The 20,241-nt window shown below is 64.3% G+C and carries 12 protein-coding genes; 1 reads left to right on the forward strand and 11 read right to left on the reverse strand.

Features of this window, described 5'->3' with window-relative positions; all coding sequences use genetic code 11:
• Positions 1-83 precede the first annotated feature (83 nt).
• A complete protein-coding gene (locus ACVOLR_RS06740; protein ID WP_481535760.1) occupies positions 84-1,499 on the forward strand; it encodes a coniferyl aldehyde dehydrogenase in 1,416 nt (471 codons plus the stop codon).
• A gap of 285 nt (positions 1,500-1,784) precedes the next feature.
• On the opposite strand, the gene ACVOLR_RS06745 is transcribed toward ACVOLR_RS06740, so the two are convergent.
• The 11 genes from ACVOLR_RS06745 to ACVOLR_RS06795 all read right to left on the reverse strand — a co-directional run bounded on the left by ACVOLR_RS06745 (position 1,785) and on the right by ACVOLR_RS06795 (position 20,007).
• Positions 1,785-2,747 carry a transaldolase gene (locus ACVOLR_RS06745; RefSeq protein ID WP_481535761.1) on the reverse strand — a complete coding sequence of 321 codons (963 nt, stop codon included), beginning with the start codon at positions 2,745-2,747 and terminating at the stop codon, positions 1,785-1,787.
• 13 nt (positions 2,748-2,760) lie between these two features.
• Complete coding sequence (locus ACVOLR_RS06750) at positions 2,761-3,954, reverse strand: CoA transferase (RefSeq protein WP_481531356.1); 1,194 nt, start codon at positions 3,952-3,954, stop codon at positions 2,761-2,763.
• Between the two features lie 162 nt (positions 3,955-4,116).
• On the reverse strand, positions 4,117-5,973 hold the full coding sequence (locus ACVOLR_RS06755; RefSeq protein WP_481535762.1) for a glycoside hydrolase family 127 protein: 1,857 nt from the start codon (positions 5,971-5,973) through the stop codon (positions 4,117-4,119).
• Positions 5,970-8,159 (reverse strand): formylglycine-generating enzyme family protein, encoded by a 2,190-nt coding sequence (locus ACVOLR_RS06760; RefSeq protein ID WP_481535763.1) that lies wholly within the window; start codon positions 8,157-8,159, stop codon positions 5,970-5,972. Before ACVOLR_RS06760 ends, ACVOLR_RS06755 begins: the two co-directional genes overlap by 4 nt.
• Before the next feature lie 37 nt (positions 8,160-8,196).
• The gene (locus tag ACVOLR_RS06765) at positions 8,197-9,138 is read right to left on the reverse strand and encodes a ribokinase (RefSeq protein ID WP_481535764.1); all 942 of its coding nucleotides are present in this window, start codon (positions 9,136-9,138) and stop codon (positions 8,197-8,199) included.
• Positions 9,135-10,391, reverse strand: coding sequence for a serine hydrolase domain-containing protein (locus ACVOLR_RS06770; RefSeq protein WP_481535765.1), 1,257 nt, complete (start codon positions 10,389-10,391; stop codon positions 9,135-9,137). Before ACVOLR_RS06770 ends, ACVOLR_RS06765 begins: the two co-directional genes overlap by 4 nt.
• A gap of 20 nt (positions 10,392-10,411) precedes the next feature.
• Positions 10,412-12,670 carry a TonB-dependent receptor gene (locus ACVOLR_RS06775; RefSeq protein WP_481535766.1) on the reverse strand — a complete coding sequence of 753 codons (2,259 nt, stop codon included), beginning with the start codon at positions 12,668-12,670 and terminating at the stop codon, positions 10,412-10,414.
• Positions 12,671-13,115: 445 nt separating this feature from the next.
• Complete coding sequence (locus ACVOLR_RS06780) at positions 13,116-15,290, reverse strand: TonB-dependent receptor (RefSeq protein WP_481535767.1); 2,175 nt, start codon at positions 15,288-15,290, stop codon at positions 13,116-13,118.
• A 387-nt stretch (positions 15,291-15,677) separates the two neighbouring features.
• Positions 15,678-16,559, reverse strand: coding sequence for a LysR family transcriptional regulator (locus tag ACVOLR_RS06785; RefSeq protein WP_481514996.1), 882 nt, complete (start codon positions 16,557-16,559; stop codon positions 15,678-15,680).
• Positions 16,560-16,694: 135 nt separating this feature from the next.
• Positions 16,695-19,103, reverse strand: coding sequence for a sodium:solute symporter family protein (locus ACVOLR_RS06790; protein WP_481535768.1), 2,409 nt, complete (start codon positions 19,101-19,103; stop codon positions 16,695-16,697).
• Between the two features lie 52 nt (positions 19,104-19,155).
• Positions 19,156-20,007 carry an HpcH/HpaI aldolase/citrate lyase family protein gene (locus ACVOLR_RS06795; RefSeq protein ID WP_481535769.1) on the reverse strand — a complete coding sequence of 284 codons (852 nt, stop codon included), beginning with the start codon at positions 20,005-20,007 and terminating at the stop codon, positions 19,156-19,158.
• Positions 20,008-20,241: the final 234 nt, after the last annotated feature.

The following is a 20,241-nucleotide window of genomic DNA, read 5'->3' on the forward strand; positions in this document are numbered from 1 at the left end:
GCACATCACGCCCACTTCGTAAACAAGCCTTCACTCCTCAACACACACAGGTTTACAGTGGCCGCTGATCTTGGGGAGGCACCATGGATCCACTGACCGATGGTTCAAATAATCCGCAGCAGCGGCTGACGCAGCTGCGCAGCGCATGGCAGCAGCACAAGCCAGACTACGCGCAGCGCCGCGACGATCTGCGCCGCCTGCGCGCCGCGTTCAAAGCACGCATTCCGGAGATGACCGAGGCGATCGCCGCTGACTTCGGGCATCGCTCCAAACACGAATCGGTGATCGCCGATGGTATGACGGTCACCGGCGAAATCGATCACCTGTTCTCGCACCTGCGCGGCTGGATGAAGCCGGAACGGATTGGTGTGGGCTGGCGCTTCTGGCCGGCGCGGGCGCAGGTGCGGCCGGTGCCGGTGGGCGTGGTCGGGGTGATCTCGCCATGGAACTACCCGGTCAATCTGGCGCTGGTGCCATTGGCGACTGCGATTGCCGCCGGCAACCACGTCATGCTCAAGCCTTCGGAGCACACCCCGAACAGTTCGGCCTTCCTGCAATCCTTGTTGGCCGAGGTATTTCCTGCGGATCGGGTGGCGGTGGTGCAGGGCGATGCCAGTGTGGCCTCGGCGTTCTCTGGCCTGCCGTTCGACCATCTGGTATTCACCGGTTCCACCGCGATTGGCCGCAAGGTGATGGCTGCTGCCGCGCAGCATCTGACACCGCTGACCCTGGAGCTGGGCGGCAAGTCACCGGCCTTGGTGGCAGCGGATTATCCGGTGGAAGGTGCAGCCGCTCGCTTGGCAACCGGCAAGTGGTTCAACGCCGGCCAGACCTGCATCGCACCGGATTACGTGTTGATCGATGAAGCGCGTATTGATGCGCTGGTTACCGCACTGCGCGCACAGGTGCGGTTGCGTTACGGCGACTTCAGCGATGCCGCTGATTACAGCCGCATCATCAACGAAGGCCAGTACCAGCGTCTGCAAGGTTATGTGGATGACGCGCGTGCGCGCGGTCTGCAGGTGTTGCCGTTGGCCGATATCGATGCCGAGCGTTCGCGGCGCGAGCGGCTGTTCCCGCCGACCTTGATTCTGCAGCCGGGCGATGACGCGACGGTGATGCAGGACGAGATCTTCGGGCCGATCCTGCCGATCCGCAGCTATCGCTCACTGGACGAGGCCATCGCCACCATCAACGGCCGTGACCGGCCCTTGGCCCTTTATCCCTTCAGCCATGACAAGGCGACGGTGGAGAAGATCGTTGGCCAGACCATTGCCGGTGGCGTCACCGTCAACGATACCTTGCTGCATTTCGCGATCAACGGCCTGCCGTTTGGTGGCGTTGGCGCAAGCGGTATGGGCGCCTACCACGGCAAGGCCGGCTTTGATGCGATGAGCAAGCGTCTGCCGGTGCTATGGCAGACCCGCCGGGCCGGCAGTGATCTGCTGCGGCCGCCGTACACGCGGGTCGCGCGTTTCATCGAGATGATTTCGCGCTGAGGTAGAAAAGCCGCAACCAGGCACAGGGGGCCGGCTGCGGTGACCCCGGCACGAGGGAGAGGGAGCCGGGTGTCGAAAAGCTTTTGAAGGCTGCAATAGAGCATGCGATCTGAAAGCCCCTCTCCCGCGTGCGGGAGAGGGGTTGGGGTGAGGGCGCTTTTAAAGCACGTAGAGCAAAAGCTTTTAAAAGCTTTAGAAGCTCCCCTCATCCGCCCCTTCGGGGCACCTTCTCCCGCAGGCGGGAGAAGGGAGGTATCAAGCACTACGTTTGTCGGCCAGCTTCGCTCAGCCGCCCAACTCGTCAGCAATCCGCTGACGCAAGGTCTGCAGATCCTTCGCAAACGCATCAATACCAGTAGCCAGCTTCTCCGTAGCCATCGGATCAGCCGCCATATCCGCATCAAACTTGGCTTCATCGATCGCAGCGGCATTCACTGCTTCAGCAGCACCAGCAACCAGCTTGCGCGGCAGCTCACCAAAAGCTGCATCCAGCTTCTCCAGCAGATCCGGCGAGATCGTCAGACGGTCACAACCGGCCAGCGCTTCAATCTGCGCGGTCGAACGGAACGAGGCACCCATGACAACGGTGTTGGAGCCGCGGCGCTTGAACTCGGCAAACACGCCGCGCACGAACACCACGCCCGGGTCTTCATCAATGCTGGCCGGGGTCTGGCCGTTGGCCACGTACCAGTCCAGGATGCGGCCGACGAACGGCGAGATCAGGAAGGAACCGGCTTCCGAGCAGGCCAGGGCCTGGGTCGGGTTGAAGATCAGGGTCAGGTTGCAGTCGATGCCTTCGGCCTGCAGCACGCGCGCAGCTTCCACACCGGCCCAGGTGGCGGCAATCTTGATCAGTACCTTGCTGCGCGGCACGCCGGCCGCTTCGTACATGGCGATGAATTCGCGCGCCTTGGCAATCGTGGCGGCGGTGTTGTGCGCCTGGTCGGCATCCACTTCGGTAGAGACACGGCCCGGCACCAGCTCGGCCAGCATCGTGCCGACGCCAACGGTCAGGCGATCGACCACGGTATTGGCGATGGCCTGTTTGTCACCGGATTGGGCGCGGCCCCATTGCAGCTCGCGCTCGATCAGGCCTGCGTAGACCGGCAGGTCGAGGGCTTTTTTCACCAGCGTCGGGTTGGTGGTGCAGTCGACCGGGCGCAGGCGCTTGATGGCGTCGTAATCGCCGGTATCGGCGACGACGACGGACAGTTCGCGCAGCTGCGCGAGCTTGGATGCAGTGCTCATGATGTGCTCCGGATCAGGCGGTGGTATCGCCAGCATCGGCGGCGGCGATGACAGCGGCGGTGTCCTGGTCGAAGGTCGGCGCGGCGAACGGCTGCGGACCGGGCGTGCGACCAAATACGATGGGACGGGTGATACCGCGGTAGCTGCCCAGCAAGGGGTGCTGCAGCGTGGTGATCATTTCTTCGGCCAGCACCTGCGGGTGTTCGAACATGTCTTCGACCTTGCGCGCGGCGGCGCACGGCACTTCTTCGCCGAACAGCGCTTCCCACTCCAGCGCGCTACGTGCAGCCAGCGCTGCATGCAGCTTGGCCAGCAGTTCGTCGGAGTGTTCGGCACGCTTGCGCACGGTGTCGTAACGCGGCTCGCTGCCCATTGCCGGTAGACCGATCTTGTCGCACAGCGCCTGCCAGAAGCGCGGCGTATTGGCGGAGATATACAGATGGCCCTGCGCGGTCGGGTGGATGCCGGTGACACCGCCCGAGCGCATGTCGCGGCCCACGCCTTCCGGTTCGCCTTCGGCCCAGATCATCCGTGCCGACTGCATGGTCAGCGCACTGCGCAGCAGCGACACGCCCACGTACTGGCCTTCGCCACTGCGCTCGCGCTCGAACAGCGCCGAGGACACACCGGCAGCCACCAGCGCAGCGGCGTAATAGTCGACCACCGAGCCGTACAGGATTTCCGGCGCGCCACCGGGCTTGCCCTGCATCGCGCACATGCCGGTCATGGTCTGCAGCACCTGGTCGTAGCCAGCCTTGTCCTTGAGCGGACCGTCCTCGCCGTAACCGGTAACCGCGCAGTACACCAGGCGTGGGTTGATCTTGTTCAGGCTTTCAAAATCGATGCCGAGCCGTGCCGGCACGCTGGGGCGGAAGTTGTGCACCAGTACGTCGGCCTCGCGCACCAGGCGCATCAGCACCGCACGCTGGTCGGTTTCCTTCAGGTCCAGCACCACACCGCGCTTGGAGCGGTTCACGCCGAGGAAGGCGCGGCTCTCGGCTTCCAGCGTGGACGGGTATTTGCGCAGGTTGTCGCCAACCGGCGGTTCCACTTTGATAACTTCCGCGCCCTGGTCGGCCAACAGGGTGCAACCGTAAGGCCCGGCGATATAGGCGCTCAGGTCCAGCACACGCACGCCGCTGAGCGGGCCACGGGCACCATCGCGCTGGGCGATGTCGAACGGAGATGGGTTGTTGCTTGCTGACATTGGCTGCACTCGAATCCTTGATTGCAGTTTCCTCCCGGTGGATGGGAAGAAACATATCGTGCGGGTATTTTCAGCGAGGACAAAAAGCAGGTATCGCGGTGTCATCGCCTTCAAAACCACCGCTGCCTTCACAGTTTCTGGTGACAGGCAGCGGTGACAGGCTTATTGCGGGGCCAGCGACAGCCAGCTCAGGCGCCAGACGTCGTGTTCGCGGCCGCCGCAGCGGTAGTAAGGCTCGAACACCAACGGCGCGCGGCATTCCAGCTGCATCGTCACCGTCGCGCCTTCACCCTCGTCCTGGCCTACCTGCAGCCAGCGCGAAGGATCACCTTCGGGCAGCTTCACCGTTTCATCGGTCTTGAAGCCATCGATCAGCGTGGTCGCATAGACCAGCGGGCCGTAGCTCAAGCCGACGTATTCCCAGCGCAGCACTTCCTGCGCCACCGGTGAACCGTCCGGTGCACGCGATTCCTGCACGTTGATGTTGGCGGCGCGGTGCAGCTGCGGCTGCATCGGCAGCTGTACCGTGACCAGGTCATCGGCCTGCCACTGGCGCTGCAGCTGCACGTAACCGTCCGCAGCGACCTGCACCGGCACGTTGACGCCGTTGACCTGGATGCGTGCGTCTTCGGCCCAGGCCGGGATGCGCAGGCCGATGCCGAAGCTGGCGCTGTGCTCGGGCATCACCCGCAGGCTGATGTCGCCATTGAACGGATAGCGGGTCTGCTGCTGCAGCAGCACCTTGCCGGCGTCTGCATGCTGGAGCGTGGCTTCGCCGGCACCGTACAGGTTCACCCGCAGCCCGCCGTCGGCAGCGACGCCATAGGCAATCTGCGGCAGCTCTTCCACCGCCATCGCGCCGGACGACTTGCAGCAGCGCCAGTACGTCGTATGCACGCGCTTGCCGTTGGGGAAGGTGTAGTAGCACCAGTCCTCGCCGTTCGGCGCCATCGCTGCCAGCAGGTCGTTGTAGGCGGTGCGTTCCAGCTCGTCGGCGTAGCGGGCGTGGCCGCTGATGGCCAGCAGCTCGCGGTTGAGCTGCATCCACGCCAGCACCGAGCAGGTTTCCACATAGGCCTGCGGGAAGAACGTGCGCGGTGCGTTGAACACTTCGCGCGAGCGATGGGCCACGCCACCCCACGGGCCGCCGCCCAGGGTCAGGTGCTGCTCGCGGATGTTGTTCCACAGGTTGTCGATGGCCAGCTTGTAATCGGCCTTGCCGGTGGCCTTGTACAGCTTGGCCAGACCAACAAGGTTCCACGACAGCTGGTAAGCCTTGCCGGTGGCGATGAAGGCGGCATCTTCGTTGGCGATGCCCTTGTCGAGCAAAGCCAGACGCGGATTGGCGTTGGCCTGCTGCAGGATCTTCTCGGCCAGCGCCAGATAGCGCGGCTCACCGGTGACCAGGTACAGGTCGGCGGCCGGGTCCAGCAGCACCGTCGCCGACATGCCGTGGTGGTTGCCCAGCGTGGTGATGTCGATACCCGATTCCAGCGCCTGCCAGCACAGGTCGGCGATGCGCCGTGCGGTCTGCAGGTAGCTGTCATCGCCCAGCGCACGCCAGGTTTCGAGGAAGCCGAGGATCAGGTAGCTGTGGGTCCAGATGTCCCAGGTGCGCAGCGCCGGTTCGCCGTTCCAGCTCTCGGGCTTTGGCGGCTGCGGCACGGTGAAGCGGCGGTCGGCGGCATAGTTGCCGAGATAGCCGTCCTCGTCCTGCTGGCTGATCAACCAATCGGCGACGCGGCGCAGGTTGGCTTCCAGCTCAGGCTGGCTGCCCTGTGCGACCGCGCGCGCGGTCGCCGACAGCCACTTGCCGGCGTGTTCGCCGTACCAGTCGCCTTCCTGGTTCTGCTGCTTGTGCGCCTGGCCGAAGATGCTGATCGACGGGCTGGCTTCATCGACGATGAAGTGGCTGAGGCGGCCGCTGCGGTTGGCCGCCAGCATCTGCCCGAACACACCGTCGAGCTTTACCGCTGCCGGTGTGATCAGTTGCTGGCCGATGGTGATGGCCGCAGTCATGCTGCGTCCACCACGCAACGGAAGCCGAGCATGCCGCTGCGGTCCTTGGCCGGTGCCATCAGCAGGTACTTGCCGTGCTGGTCCAGGCGATAGGCCTGCGGGAAGTACCAGTGCGAGGTCTGCGGCTGGTAGCTGGAGCCGCCGCGCAGGATCGCCGCACGGGTGTGCTCGTCGACGAACTCATCGGTCCACTGCCACACGTTGCCGACCAGATCCTCGACGCCGAACGGGCTGGCACCCTGCGGATGCGCATCGACATCGGCCGGGGCCAGCAGGCGGCGGCCACGGTTGACCTGCGGCACACGGCTCTGGTCCCAGTCATTGCCCCACGGATAGGTTCGGCCATCGTTGCCCTGCGCGGCGTACTGCCACTCCCATTCGTGCGGCAGGCGCTTGCCGGCCCACGCGGCGTAGGCGCGTGCGTCTTCCAGCGACACCCAGATCACCGGCTTGTTGTCCCAGCCGGCGCGCGGTGCACCGTCCACCCAATGGGCGAGGAAGTTGATGACATCGGCCGGGCGGTACGCGGTGGCGTCGATGAAGGCCTTGAACTGCGCATTGGTGACCGGATGCCGATCGATATGGAACGCGTCCATCTGCAACAGCTTGCGGTGGTGGCGACGCGGGCAGTCTTCCCACGGGAACTGCACGTCCTGGCCGGCCCAGTTGAAGCCTTCGATCTCGATGCCGCCGACTGCGAACACGAACTCGCCGGCCGGAATGGTGACCATGCCGGTCGGCGCGGCAGCCTGCGCTGCGGTGGCGGGGATCTCGCGCAGCTGCTGCGGGATCGCCTTCCATGCGCCGGAGAAACTGTTGAGTGGCTGTTCGGCGCGCTTGGCGGCTTTGGCAAGGAATGTGTCCAGGCCTTCGACCGTAACGCCCGACTGCACGCTCAGCACCGCGCCAAAGCCGCGCGCTTCCATCGGCAGTTCGATGATGGCCACGCCATCACGCACGGCCGGCGACAGTTCAACGCCGTGCCAGACATCGTAGTAACGGGTGCCGTCCACATGCGGCAGGCCGATCTGCTCACCGTTGACCGCGTATTCGTTGCGGTTGATCAAGGTGTGCAGGCTCAGGCCGTCGACCGGGAACTTGCTGGCGAAGATGCCGCCCTGGTAGCAGACCTGGTACGGCTCCCAATCCATCGCCACGATCAGCGCCGGGAACTGGCGGTAGATCGACGCCATGCGGCGCAGGGTTTCACCATCGCGGGCGGTGAACTGGTTCCAGATGCCCCAGATGTTTTCCCAGGCGTTGTAGCCGATGCCGTTGAAGAAGCAGTACTGCAGGTCGTGGTTGCGGTTGCGCCCCCAGCGGTTCTCGTAATTGACCATGTGGCGTGGCTCCAGCCACTTCCACTTGGATACCGGCGGCACCGGACCATCGGGTGCCTTCTTGCCCCAGCTCTGCACGTTCCAGATCAGCTGCTCTTCCGAGCTGATGGTGGATTCGGGCTGCACCACCACCGGGTTGCCGTTGGCATCGCAGGCATCGAAGAAAGCGCGCGGCACGCCGTTGAAGGTGTCGCCGTTGATGCCGTCGGCGCCGGTGGCCTTGATGATCTCAGCCAAGCCATCCCAATGCGTCACGCCCGGATCGCGGGTGCCGTGATCCCACGGCTTGGCCGGCAGGAACACGCGCACGCCACGCTTCTGGAATGCCTTCACCGCAGCGGTCAAACCTTCGAGTCCACCCGGCAGCGTGTGCGCCAGATCGAACTGGTTGCGGTCGTCGATGCCGATGTTCGGGTAGATGTACCAGATCAATACCGAGTCCAAGCCGCCGAAGCGTTCGATCAGATCGTCCAGGTACTTGTCGACGGTGTACTGCGCGGTTTCCACGTCGAAGAAATAACGGTCCTCGACCATCATCTGCGCATGCACGAAATTGCGCTGCGCCCACTGCAGTTCCGGGCGACGGTAGTTCACGTCGGTGTAGCCGATGCGCACCAGATGTTCCTGGCGCCAGTCCTTCAGCTCGGTCAACCAGTCGGCGGCGCTGGCATTGGCATCGATCATCCAGCTACCGATGTCGGCGAACGGCCACGCCGGTGCCTTGCCCGGGGTGGGCAGATAGCGGCCGGTGGTGACGTGCGAGAACTTGTACTCGGTGTGGATCACCTCACGCCCATGATCGGGGGAATCGTTGTCGTAATCGGGGGCGGGGTAGGGGGAGGTCATGGCAGTCATCCAACAAAAACGGGGGGAGGCGTAACGGTTACAGCGCGCACCATGCCGCAAGCGCGGCATGGGCGTCGGTGCCGGGCAGGCGGCTGGCGTCGGCCAGCAAAGCCTGTACTTCGGCATGTTCGGGAATACTGGATTGTGCACCCAGACGAGTGCAGGTCAGTGCTGAAGCAGCGCTGGCGGCGAGCAGGGCCTGCTGCAGCGGCGCATTGCGGGCGAGCAGGGCAATCAAGGTGCCGCAGAAGGTGTCGCCGGCGGCGGTGGTATCTACCGGCGAGATCGAGAACGCTGGTTGCAACAGGATCTCGCCGTCGATGCGGGCCAGGCAGCCGCGCGCGCCGAGGGTGACGATCACGCAGGGCACGTCGATTCGTGCCAGCCCGCTGGCGAGGTCCGGTGGGTTGCCGGCAACCACATCGAGCTCGCCTTCGTTGACGATCAACATGTCCAGCTGTGCGAGCAGTTCCGCCGGCAACGCCTGCGCAGGCGCGGCGTTCAAGGCGACTTTCACCCCGGCGACACGGGCTGCGGTTGCGTAGGCCTGCACCGAGGCCAGCGGCGACTCCAGCTGCAGCAACAGCCATTGCACGCCGTTCAGCGACGGCAGGTGTTCGGGCAGCAGTGCCATGTTGGCGCCGGGGGCGACGGTGATTGCGTTCTCGGCATCATCGGACAGGCAGATGAAGGCGGTGCCGGTCGGCAGCTGCGCGTCACGCACGGTGTGCAGCTGCACGCCGGAATCGTTCAACGAGGCTTCGATCGGTTTGGCGAAATCATCCGCACCCAGGGCAAGCAGCATCTGCGTGGCAGCGCCGCCGGCACGCGCGCAGGCCACGGCCTGGTTTGCTCCCTTGCCGCCGGGGAAGGTGCGGAATTCGCGGCCGAGCACGGTTTCGCCCGGTGCCGGCACATGCGCCGCACGCACCACGAAATCGAGATTGGCCGAGCCGGCGACAAGAACGGTGGAACTCATGGAATGGCCTGGTAAACGAGGTTGTAGAAACGGGTGGACGGTGAAGCGAGGGCGTTGTCACCGCTGGGCAGGTATTGCATCAGCAGGATCGCCACCAGCTTCTCCTTGCGGTCGATGGTGAAGTAGGTGGACGCCGCGCCGGACCAGCCAAACTGGCCGACGCTGCCGAGCTTGCCGCGATAGGCGGGATTGGTGATGACGTAGCCACCCAGACCGAAGCCTTCGCCGGCGCCATAGCTGGTGATGGCTGGCTCGAAACCGCCGAGCTGGTCACTCATCATCAGATCGACGGTCTTGCGCGCGAGCAGCTGCTGCTTCCCGCTGCGGCCATCATCGAGCAGCATGTGGGCGAATTTCAGGTAGTCGGCGGCGGTGGAGTACAAGCCGCCGGCACCGCTGTCATAGCCCTTCAGGCGCACGCCCGGGTTGCGCGCGCTGAGCGTATCGGCCACACGCAGACTGCCATCGTCGTTGCTGGTTGGCAGCTCGACCACGCGACCGCGCTGCGCTGCCGGAACTTCAAAGCCGGTGTCATGCATCGCCAGCGGGCTGAAGATGCGTTGCTGCAGGAACTGCGCGAACGGTTGCCCGCTGACCACTTCGACCACGCGAGCCAGCAGATCGGTATTGCTGCCCTCGTAATGGAAGTGGGTGCCGGGCGCATCGGCCAACGGCAGCGTGGACAGGCGGCGTGCAACGTCCTGCAGCGAGGTCGCGCTGTCGACATCGGCAGCGGTCAGCAGTTTGGTTGCTACCCGGTGTGTATCCGATGCCGCTGCGAAGCCGCTGGTATGGGTGAGCAGATGACGCAGGGTGATCGCCCGCGAGGTGGCCTCGGTCTGCGGGCTCTGTACGTCGCCACCGACTACGACTTGGCGATTGGCGAACTCGGGCAGATAACGCGACAGCGGATCGTCCAATGACAGCTTGCCTTCCTCCAGCAGCATCAGCACGGCGACCGACGTCACCGGCTTGGTCATCGAATAGATGCGGAAGATGCTGTCGGCTTGCATCGGCCGAGTGCCAGCGCTGTCGGCCTGACCGTAGTGGTTCTGGAACGCGATCCTGCCATCGTGCTCGACCAGCGCCACCGCGCCCGGGAACTGGCCCGGCGCGGTGCTTGCCTGCAGAAAGCTGTCCAGTCGCTGCCAGCGCTCATCAGCGTGCAGCAGCGATGCGGACAGGCATAGCAGGAGTGCGGCGCCACTGCGCAGCAAGCGGCTGCTGCGCGGTGTTGCGGTGGATTGATGCATGGCGGGCACTCCTGCGTTCATCAGCGGAACGTATACGAATAGCTCAGCGACACCACGCGGCCGCGACCGGCCCAGTAGTTCTGCCAGCCATCGCCCTGCGAGCCGCTGAGGATGTAGTACTTGTTGAACAGGTTGTCCACGCCCAGCGAGAACGTGCCGAAGCGCCCGGAATCATAATTCACGCCTAGATCCCACAGCGTGTAGCCGTTGATCTTTTCGTCGTAGTCGTATTCTTCGCCGTCATACGGGCGCACCGCCGAGCTGGTCAGGTGACGGTCGCGCAGCATGCTGACGCCCAGGGTGGCATCCAGATTCGGCAGCGCCTTCCACACCAGCGCCATGTTGATCTTGTCGGGCGTCGCATCGAAGATGCCCATCGGCTTCTTCAGCGGGCCGGCGTCGTAGCGACCCTGCGGGTCCGGGCCCCAGAACGAGGTCCAGCCGCGCAGGTGGGTATACAGGCCGGTGATCTTGAAGGTGTCGGTGAAGCGGAATTCACCGCTCAGCTCGATGCCTTTGATGTCGGTCGGGGCGCGGGTCATGATGAAGTCGCTGGTCAGCGGGTCCACTTCCAGCGAGGCACCGAAGTCCGAGGTGGAGTGGTACCAGCTGCCGCTCAACGCACCGCGCGAGCCGCGCCAGTTGAAGCCGATGTCGATGTTGTCGACGATGATCGCCTGCAGGTCGAGGATGCCGGCTACCGATTGCCCGGTGTAGTTCACGTTGCGCAGCGGGATGCCGATATCCGGCAGGGTGAAGCCCTTGCTGTAGGCGGTGAACAACGAGAATTCATCGGTGACGCGCCAGATTGCGCCCAGGTTGGGCAGGTTGGCGGTGTAGTCCAGGGTGCCGCCTTCGACGAACACGCTGTTGCGGTAGGCCACGGTGGTGTAGCTGTCGATGTCGAGCTTGCCGTTCTCGCGGCGGAAGCCGCCGCTGACCGTTACCGGGCCGATATCCCAGGACAGCTGCGCGTACGGCGCCACGCTGCGGTAGTCCATCGGCGGCACCCAGACGCGGTCGGTCATTACCAGCCGCTGTTGCGCAACGTCCTGCACGAAGTCCACGCCGGTATGCAGTTCCAGTCCGTCAACGGCGAAGATGCTGGGGCGCGTCCACGAGGTGCGCAGGCCTTTCTTCTTCGACTGGATTTCGGACTGGTCGAAGATACGATCGGCATCGTCCGCCGGTGCCGGCTTCACCAACTGACGGTCGGCGCCGTTCTCCGGCAGGAAGCGCATGCCCTGCTTGGCCTGGAAGCCGACCACGTCCAGTGTGCCGCCGTAGAAGTCGCTGTGCGTGTACTGCAGGCTGTACTGGATGAACTTGTTGAGCGCGTCGCGCTGGCCGTCGATGTGGCCCTTGATCGAGGTGTTGGGCACTGGCGTGTCGCAGGGCGGCCAGTCATTCGGGCCTTTGCAGCCGACCAGCTGGATGTAGTCGCCGTTGCCGTCGATGTTGAAGTTGCTATAGGTGGCCTGCAGGCGCTGTTCGCCGGCCTCGCCGAAGTTGTAGCCGCCCTTCATGTACAGGTTGCGCGATTGCGAATCGGCCAGCGAACCGCTGGAATTCATGCCGATGCTGCGGCCCTTGGCGTCATAGGCCATGCCGCGCTCCAGCTGCGAGACGCTGGCCAGGAAGTCGTAGCTGTCCTGCTTGATCGCATGGCTCAGGCCCAGCTTCCAGCCGATGCTGTCGTCGTTGAACTGGGTCTGGTAGCGGGCGCTGATGGTGGTCTCGCTGCCGATCTGTTCAGGCACCTTGGAAATGTAATTGATCACGCCGCCGGTGGCGCCAATGCCTTCGGCGGCGGACGGGCCGTTGATGACTTCGATGCGGCCGATCACGCCCATGTCGGTGAAGGTGCCGTTGCGGGTTCCTTCGCGCAGTGGCGAGCCCTGCGGGATGCTGTCGAACAGACGCAGCGGGATGCGTCCACGCAGTGACTCACCGGAGTTGGTCATCGCCTGCGAGGATTCGGCATAGCCGGGAATGGTGCGCGCCAGTACCGCGGTGTTGTCCTCGGTGATGATCAGCGACTGCTTGATCTCTTCCGGGGTGATGATGGTGATCGCGCCGGGAATCTTGTCCACCGCCTTGGGCGCACGTACGCCGGTGACGATGACCCGGTCAAGCTCGGTAGCTTTCTTGTCCTGCGCGCGCTTGCCAGCGCTGCGGCTGTCGTCTTCGTTTGCTGCCTGCATCTGCTGGGCCTGCACGCTGCTGCTGATCGCCGCGGCCAGAACCAGAACCCCCAACGCTACCGGTACCTTCTTCATGGTGTTTATCTCGTTTTTGTTTTAGATAAGACGTGCATGAACTACTGCCGCGGACTGCGGCATTCCGATACTTCTGTTGGCTGCTGCATCCCTCCCGACGCAACTCCCCCGACAAAGCCAGCCTAGGCGTGGACAGGGGGGCATTGAAGGCGGGGGGGCTAGCTTCAGACGTGAGGTTTTGTTGCTTGAAGCAAGCTATGGTTTTTTCTTGCAGTGCAACAAGAAAGGTTTTCTTGTTGCCGCTGGTCATCAGCTTTTGTGGGAGCGGCGTAAGCCGCGAAGCAGGCGGCCGTTCCGGCGACGGAATATCTGCAATTGCAGGATGCGCGGGAGCGGATGCTTCTCCAGCTTCGCGGCTTACGCCGCTCCCACAAACAACAAACAACAAACAACAAAAGAAAACGGCGCCACAGTTGCCTGTGGCGCCGCCTTCAAACTGCAGCTATCAGAACTTGAACGTGTGGGTCACCGACACCATCCGGCCACGGCCGGAGAAGAAGTTCTGCCAGCCCGGCAGCTGCGACCAGGTCAGCACGTACTGCTTGTCGAACACGTTTTCCACGCCCAGTGCCAGCTGGCCATAACGACCGATGTCGTAGTTCACGCTGAGGTCCCACAGCGCGTAGCCATAGGTGTTCTCTTCGTTCTTGTAGACGGCATTGTTGGCCGGGTTGACGAAGGTCTCGCGCAGGTCGCGGCTGAAGGTCTTGCTCACGCCCAGCGTTGCGCTCAGGTCATCGTTCGGGGTCCAGGTCACCGAGGCATTCACCTTGTCCGGCGAGATGTCGAGGATGCCCATTTCCTTCTTCAGGCCCGAGCCCGGGTAGTACTGGGTCTGGCCACGGATGCGCGAGTACAGGAAGCTGGCCTTCCACTGCTCGTTGAAGGTCCAGGCGCTGTTCAACTCGAAACCTTCGATCTCGACCGGTGCGCGGGTCAGGATGAAGTCTTCGGTTACCGGGTCGATGGTCAGGCTGGAACCGAAGTCCGAGGTCGAGCGGTACACGGATGCACCCAGCTGGCCCTTGGCGCCGCGCCAGTTGAAGCCGATTTCCTTGTTCTCGGTGATCAGCGGCTGCAGATCAGCGATGCAGGACACGGCCTTGCACGGGCTGCTGGCCTGGATGTTGCGCAGTGGGATGCCGACGTTGGCGATGCCGAAGCCTTCGGAGTACGAAGCGAACACCGACCACTCATCGGTGATGCGCCAGATCGCACCGAAGTTGGGCATGTTGGCCTTGTAATCCATCTTGCCGCCCTGCACCGGGGTGTGGTCGCGGAAGGCAACGGTGGTGTAGCTGTCGATTTGCAGCTCGCCGTCTTCGCGACGGACGCCGGCATCCAGCGTCACCGGGCCGATGTCCCAGCTCAGCTGCGCGTACGGCGCGATGCTGGTGTACTTCATCGGCGGCACCCACAGGCGGTTGGTCAGCGCAAGACGCTGCTCGGCGGTGTCTTCAACGATGTCCAGGCCGGCACGCAGGCGCAGGCCTTCCACCTTGAACAGCTCGCCATAGGCGTAGCCGAAGCGCAGGCCCTTCTTCTCGCTGTTGATTTCCGACTGGTCCCAGATGCGCAGGGCGTCATCGGTCGGGGCCGGCTTGGTCAGCTGGCGGTCGTCGCCGTTTTCCGGCACGTAGCGCATGGCCTGCTCGGCCCAGTACGCATCAACGCTCAGGTCGCCGCCGAAGAAATCGGCATTGGTGTACTTCACCGCGAACTGCTCGAAGTCGTTGAACTCGGCCAGCGAACCGGCAATCGAGCCCTTTTCGGCGGTATTGGTGGTCGGGATCGGACACTTGATCGCATCAAAGCGGCAGCCATCGACCGGAATGTAGTTGTGCTTGCCGCCGATGTGGAAGTTGCTGTAGCTGGCTTGGATGCGCTGCATCTGGCCTTCGCCGAAGTTGTAGCCGCCCTTGAGGAACAGGTTCTTGCTGTACGAATCGGACAGCGAACCGGAGGTATTCAGGCCGACGCGGCGGCCGTCGCCGTCATAGGCGATGCCGCGGTCGATGTAGGCGCCGCTGATCAGGTAGTCGACCGCATCGCCCTTGAAGGCGTGGGTGACGCCGATCTTGGACTGGCCGCTGTCGTCCTTGAACTGGGTGCCGTAGCGGGTGGTGATGGTGGTTTCGTGGCCAGCCACGTCCGGGTTCTTGGACAGGTAGTTGATCACGCCACCGGCGCCGCCGATGCCTTCAGCGGCCGACGGGCCGTTGATGACTTCGATCCGGCCAATCACGCCCATGTCGGTGAAGGTGCCGTTGCGGCTGCCTTCGCGCAGCGGCGAGCCCTGCGGCACGCCGTCGAACAGGCGCAGCGCGACGCGACCGCGCAGGGTCTCACCGGAGTTGCTCATCGCCTGCGAGGATTCGGAATAGCCCGGCACCATGCGTGCGAGCACGGCAGTGGCGTCTTCGGTCAGGTTCAAGGTGCGCTGCACCTGCTCCGGGCTGATCAGGGTGACGGCACCCGGGACCTTGTCGATGGCAACCGGGGTGCGGGTACCGGTGACGATCACCTGGTCCAGCGTGGTTGCGGCGTCTTGTGCAAAGGCCGGGCTCATCGCGCTGGCGAGCAGCACGGCGCTGATGGCGGCCGAAAGTGGCTTGATCATGTTGTTCTCTCCCCCAGGTTTGAATGTGTGACGCGACCGGCCTGGGAGCCGGCAGAGCCAAAATGCGATGGGGACTAGCGCCCCTTTGATCCTGCCGTTTGTTGGTTTCGGTCCCCGGCCAGGCGGGCACCGGGCGCAACTCCGACGTTGGGCGAAGCCTAGGCGGGCCCTTGGCGCGATAGAAGCGCACCTGTGTATGTTCACTGCCTAGGGTTTGTTGCGATTGGGTGACGGCGCCTGCAGAGGCATTGCCGGACAACCCACCTGTAGTGCCGAGCCATGCTCGGCAGAGGCCTTACCAGGAAATCCAACAGGACCGGGAAGGCCCTTGCCGAGCATGGCTCGGCACTACAGGGAGATTGCCCCTGTCGATCACGGGCATTGCGCTCAGTCGGTAGGCTGCAACAACGCCGTACGCGCCTCGTCCAGCAGTACATTGACCTGGCGCAGGCGCACCGAGGAACGCGACCAGACCATGCCGATACGGCGTGGCTCGCTGGGCTCTGGCAGGGGAATACGCACCACCGAAATGCCTTCCGGCCACGGCTTTGCCCAATCTGGCACCAGCGACACGCCCAACCCACGATCTACCATCACCGCAATCGCATTGAGCGCATTCAGCTCGAACCGTTCGCGCGGCACGATGCCGGCTTTGCGCAGATATTCGTCAGCCTGGCGGCCGCCCCATTCGTGGCGGTCGTAGCGGATCAGTGGTTCTTCGCGCAGCAGCTGGTGCGGATCAGCACCGGCCATGCGCGCCGGCGCCAGTACCACTAGTGGTTCTTCGCGCAGCAGCTGCCAGTCGCAGGTCTTGGGCAGTGAGAACGGTGCCTGCAGCACCATCGCCGCATCCAGATCACCCGCTTCCACCGCGCCGTACAAGTCGGACGAATAACCGGGTTTGATGAAGACGTTGATCTCGGGGAACTTGGCCACCATCCGCGCCAGGATGTCCGGCACCAGCCCGCCCAGTGCGGTAGGGCAGGCGCCCAGCCGCAATTCGCCGGCCATGCCGCTTTCGTTGGCCACACTGCGCAGATCAGCCACGCCACGCAGCAGGTCGCGCGCGCGCTGCAGGATCCGCGCACCTTCCTCGGTGACGCTGACGGTGCGGCCAGCGCGGGCAATCAGCGGTGCGCCCAGCTCGCGTTCCAGCGTGCGGATCTGCTGGGCAACGGCGGCCGGGGTGATGTGCAGCATGCGCGCCGCCGCGGCCATGGAGCCACGGTCGACCACGGTGACAAAGGTATTGAGAAACTGGGTTTCCACGCGATTAGACCTCTCAGCTGCGCGCCAAACTACACCAGCGGGCGCGGCGGCGCGATCCGACCAATGGCAGGGTCAGCGCGCCGGCAGTGTGAAATGCCTGCGGTCCGCGACGGATGGCGGGCCGCAGGCAGGTCTTCACAGAGCGTCCTGCTTGTAGATGGTCAGGCCCTTCAGTGAACGGTTCGGCGCCGGGAAGAACAGGCTGGCCACATAGCCGATCACGATGCACAGGAAGATCGAGATGGCCAGGTAGAAGTACGGATGCACCAGGCTGTACCACCAGGCCACGAAGGTCAGCACGATGCTGGAGGCGACACCGATTGCCACGCCGGCCGAGTTGGCGCGGCGGGTGAACATGCCCAGCGTATAGGCACCGGCAAAGCCACCGCCGAGCAGGCCGGCCAGTTCGATCGACACGTCGAACAGCGAGTGGATGTCGTAGCGGGTCATGATCAGCGCCAGGCCGATCGCGGTCAGGCCGACCAGCACCGTGGAGATTTCGGCGAACAGCACGCTCTTGCGCGGGGTCGGGTTCTTGGCGATGCGCTCGTAGAAGTCGACCGAGATCAGCGTGGCGACGCTGTTCATGATGCTCGACAAGGTCGCCATCGCCGCGGAAAACACACCGGCGATGATCAGGCCGGTGACGCCCGGCGGCAGCTCGGCGGCGATGAACAGCGGGAAGGTCGCATCGATCGGCAGCAGCGGGTCAAGGCGCTGCGGGTTGTTCTTGTAGAACACCCACAATGCAGTGCCGATGCCGTAGAAGATGAAGCCGCCCGGGATCATGATCGCAGCGAAGGCCCAGATCGAACGGCCGGCTTCCTTGTCCGACTTGGTGGCCAGGGTGCGCTGCATCAGCACCTGGTCCTTGGGGAAGGTCAGCACCACGTCGAACACGACCAGGAAGATGAAGCCCCACACCGTGGCCTTGGTCAGGTCGAAGCTGAAATCGAACAGCTTGGTCTTGTCTTCCATCGCTGCGGTGGCGACGAACTCACCGAAGCCGCCCTTCAGCGTCCACACGATGAACAGGATGGCGAAGATCGCGCCGCCCATCTTCACGATCACCTGCACGAAGTCGGTCCAGATCACCGCCTTCATGCCGCCCATCGCGGTGTAGAGGATGGTGAACACGCCCATCATCATGATGCTCCACACCACGCTGATGCCGGTGATGGTGGCGATGGCCAACGCCGGCAGGAACAGCACCACGCTCATGCGCGCACCGATCTGCATGACGATGCACAGCGCGCTGGCGAGCATGCGGATGGCTGGATGGAAGCGGGTTTCCAGATAGGAGAACACGCTCATCAAATCCAGACGGCGCAGCAGCGGCACGATCCACACCGCCACGAACATCAGGCCCAGCACCGCGATCAGGTTGTTGGTCAGGTACTGCCAGTTGGTCTCGAAGGCCTTGGCCGGAATGGCGATGAAGCTGATCGAACTGGTGTTGGTGGCGTACAAGCTGACGCCCGCGGCCCAGAACGGAATGCTGCGGCCACCGACGAAGAAGTCGGCGGTGCTGGCGCGCTTCTCGCGGAAGTAGAAGTAGGCGCCCATGCCCAGCATCGCGCCGAGGTAGATGATGATCACCGTCCAGTCCATCCAGCCCAGCAGATGCTTGCCGCTCTGCAGTTCAAAGGTGTGCAGACTGCCATCGGCGTTTGCCCAGGCAAGGCCATTGCCCCAGCTGGCGCTGGCCAGCGGTGCATTGGCATCGGTATCGGCCAGATCAGCCCAGGCGCTGGTGATGGTGTGGAAGGTGCGCGCGTGGCTGTTGCCGGTTGCGTCGGTCACCTGCATCAGCAAATGCGCCTGGCCGAGTGCACGCAGCGAACCGGGCACCACGTCGCCACCGATGGCGGGCAGCTGATGCCAACCCTTCTCTGCGTTCCAACGCAGCAGCTGCTGCGCGCCGTTGTTGCCGACTACCGCGTATAGCGCGCCTTTCTGCGCCTGCAGTGCGACTGCTGCAGCAGCGCCCGGCCAGATCGGCTGCGGCTGCCATTGCGCGGCATCGGCGGGCTTGCGGTACAGCTGGGTCACGCCCGTTGCATCCACACCGGCGACGAACAGCGCACCGTCCAGTGCAGCGACGTGCGCATTACCCAGTGGCGAAAGCAGTGCCAGCGACTGGCCCTTGCCCAGCGTTTCGCTCTTGAGGGTGAGCTGCTGCAGCTGATCGCTGTGGCTCGCATCCGGGCCGGTCAGCACCCAGGTTTTGTCGCCGTTGCGGACGATGTCCTGGATGGGCTCGTTGCTGATACCGATAGCTGGCGTCCACGCCTTGCCGTTCTTGTCGAGCAGCCACGCCTTGTCGCCGGAGCGGGCCAGCAGGCGGCCATCGACATCCAGCAACTGCTGCACCGGCGCGGCCTCCGGCAGGGCCGGCAACGCGCCGGACTTCACTGCATTCAAACTCTCGTCGGCGGCGGCCGTACCGGCAAGCGCCAGCAAGGTGGTGACAACGAGCAGGCGGAAGCCGAGCGAGAAGCGGTGCGACAGCGCGGCGAGCGCGGTGGCCATGGGCGTGGGCATGGATGGAATCCCGGTAATGAACGGCGTGGCGGCGAACCGCCAGATGGAAAGATCAGGCGCGCAGGGCGCCGGCGAGCAGGGCTTCGGCCCGGCGCAGGTAGGGCACATCGATCATGCGTCCCTCGAACAGGAACGCACCGCGGCCCAGATCGCTGGCCGCCTGCGCGGCGGCAACAATACGCCGCGCTTCGTCCAGCTCGGCCTCGGCCACGCTGAAAATCGTGTTGGCCTGGCCCACCTGACGCGGATGGATGCAGCTCTTGCCGATATAGCCCAGTTGCTGCGCGAGCATGGCCTCGGTGCGGAAGCCCTCGGCATCGGCCACATCCGGCCAAGCCCCGTCACAGGCGAACACGCCCGCTTCGGTGGCAGCCATTTTCACCGCGAACAGCACCGCATGCACATTGGCCGGCGTGCGGGCGATGCCATTGGGCGCGAACAGATCACCCAGGCCCAACTGCAGGCCGGCCACACGCGGATGCGCGCCAGCCAGTTCGGCGGCCAGACGCAGGCCACGCGGGGTTTCGATGTTCAGCAGCAGACCGATCGGGCGGGTGACGCCATTGGCGGCCTCGGCGCGTTCCAGCGCAACGACCAACTGACGCACCTGCGCGGCCGATTCCACCTTGGGGATGTTGAGCAGCCACAGGCCGGGCACCGCCATCGCGGCCAGATCGGCGGCGAAGTGCGGGCTGTCGGTGGCGTTGCTGCGGACGATCAGCAGCTTGTTGCTGGCAATCACATCGGTGCGGGCGAGGAAGCTGGCGATATGCTCACGCGCCACCTGTTTGCCGGCCTCGGGGACGGAATCCTCCAGATCGAAGGACAGGGCATCGGCCGCACTGGCCAAGGCCTTGTCGAACAGTTCCGGACGTGCGCCGGGCACAAACAGCTTGCTACGCATGGCTTCCCCTCACTTTGAGAGGCAGTCTGCGCGAATCGGAACGCTGAAAAAGTGTATTCCCCGACATTCACCCGATAGGTTTTGTTGTGGTTTGCGGGGTTTGGCGGGTGGGGTGACTCACGAAGCGCGGGAAACCATCGCCGTTCCCTCTCCCGCCTGCGGGGGAGGGTGCCCCGAAGGGGGCGGGTGGGGGGAGCTTTTGATCTTGCTCATGCTGTTGGCTGCAAGCCAAAG

The sequence above is a fragment of the Stenotrophomonas sp. STEN030 genome, from assembly GCF_056759995.1.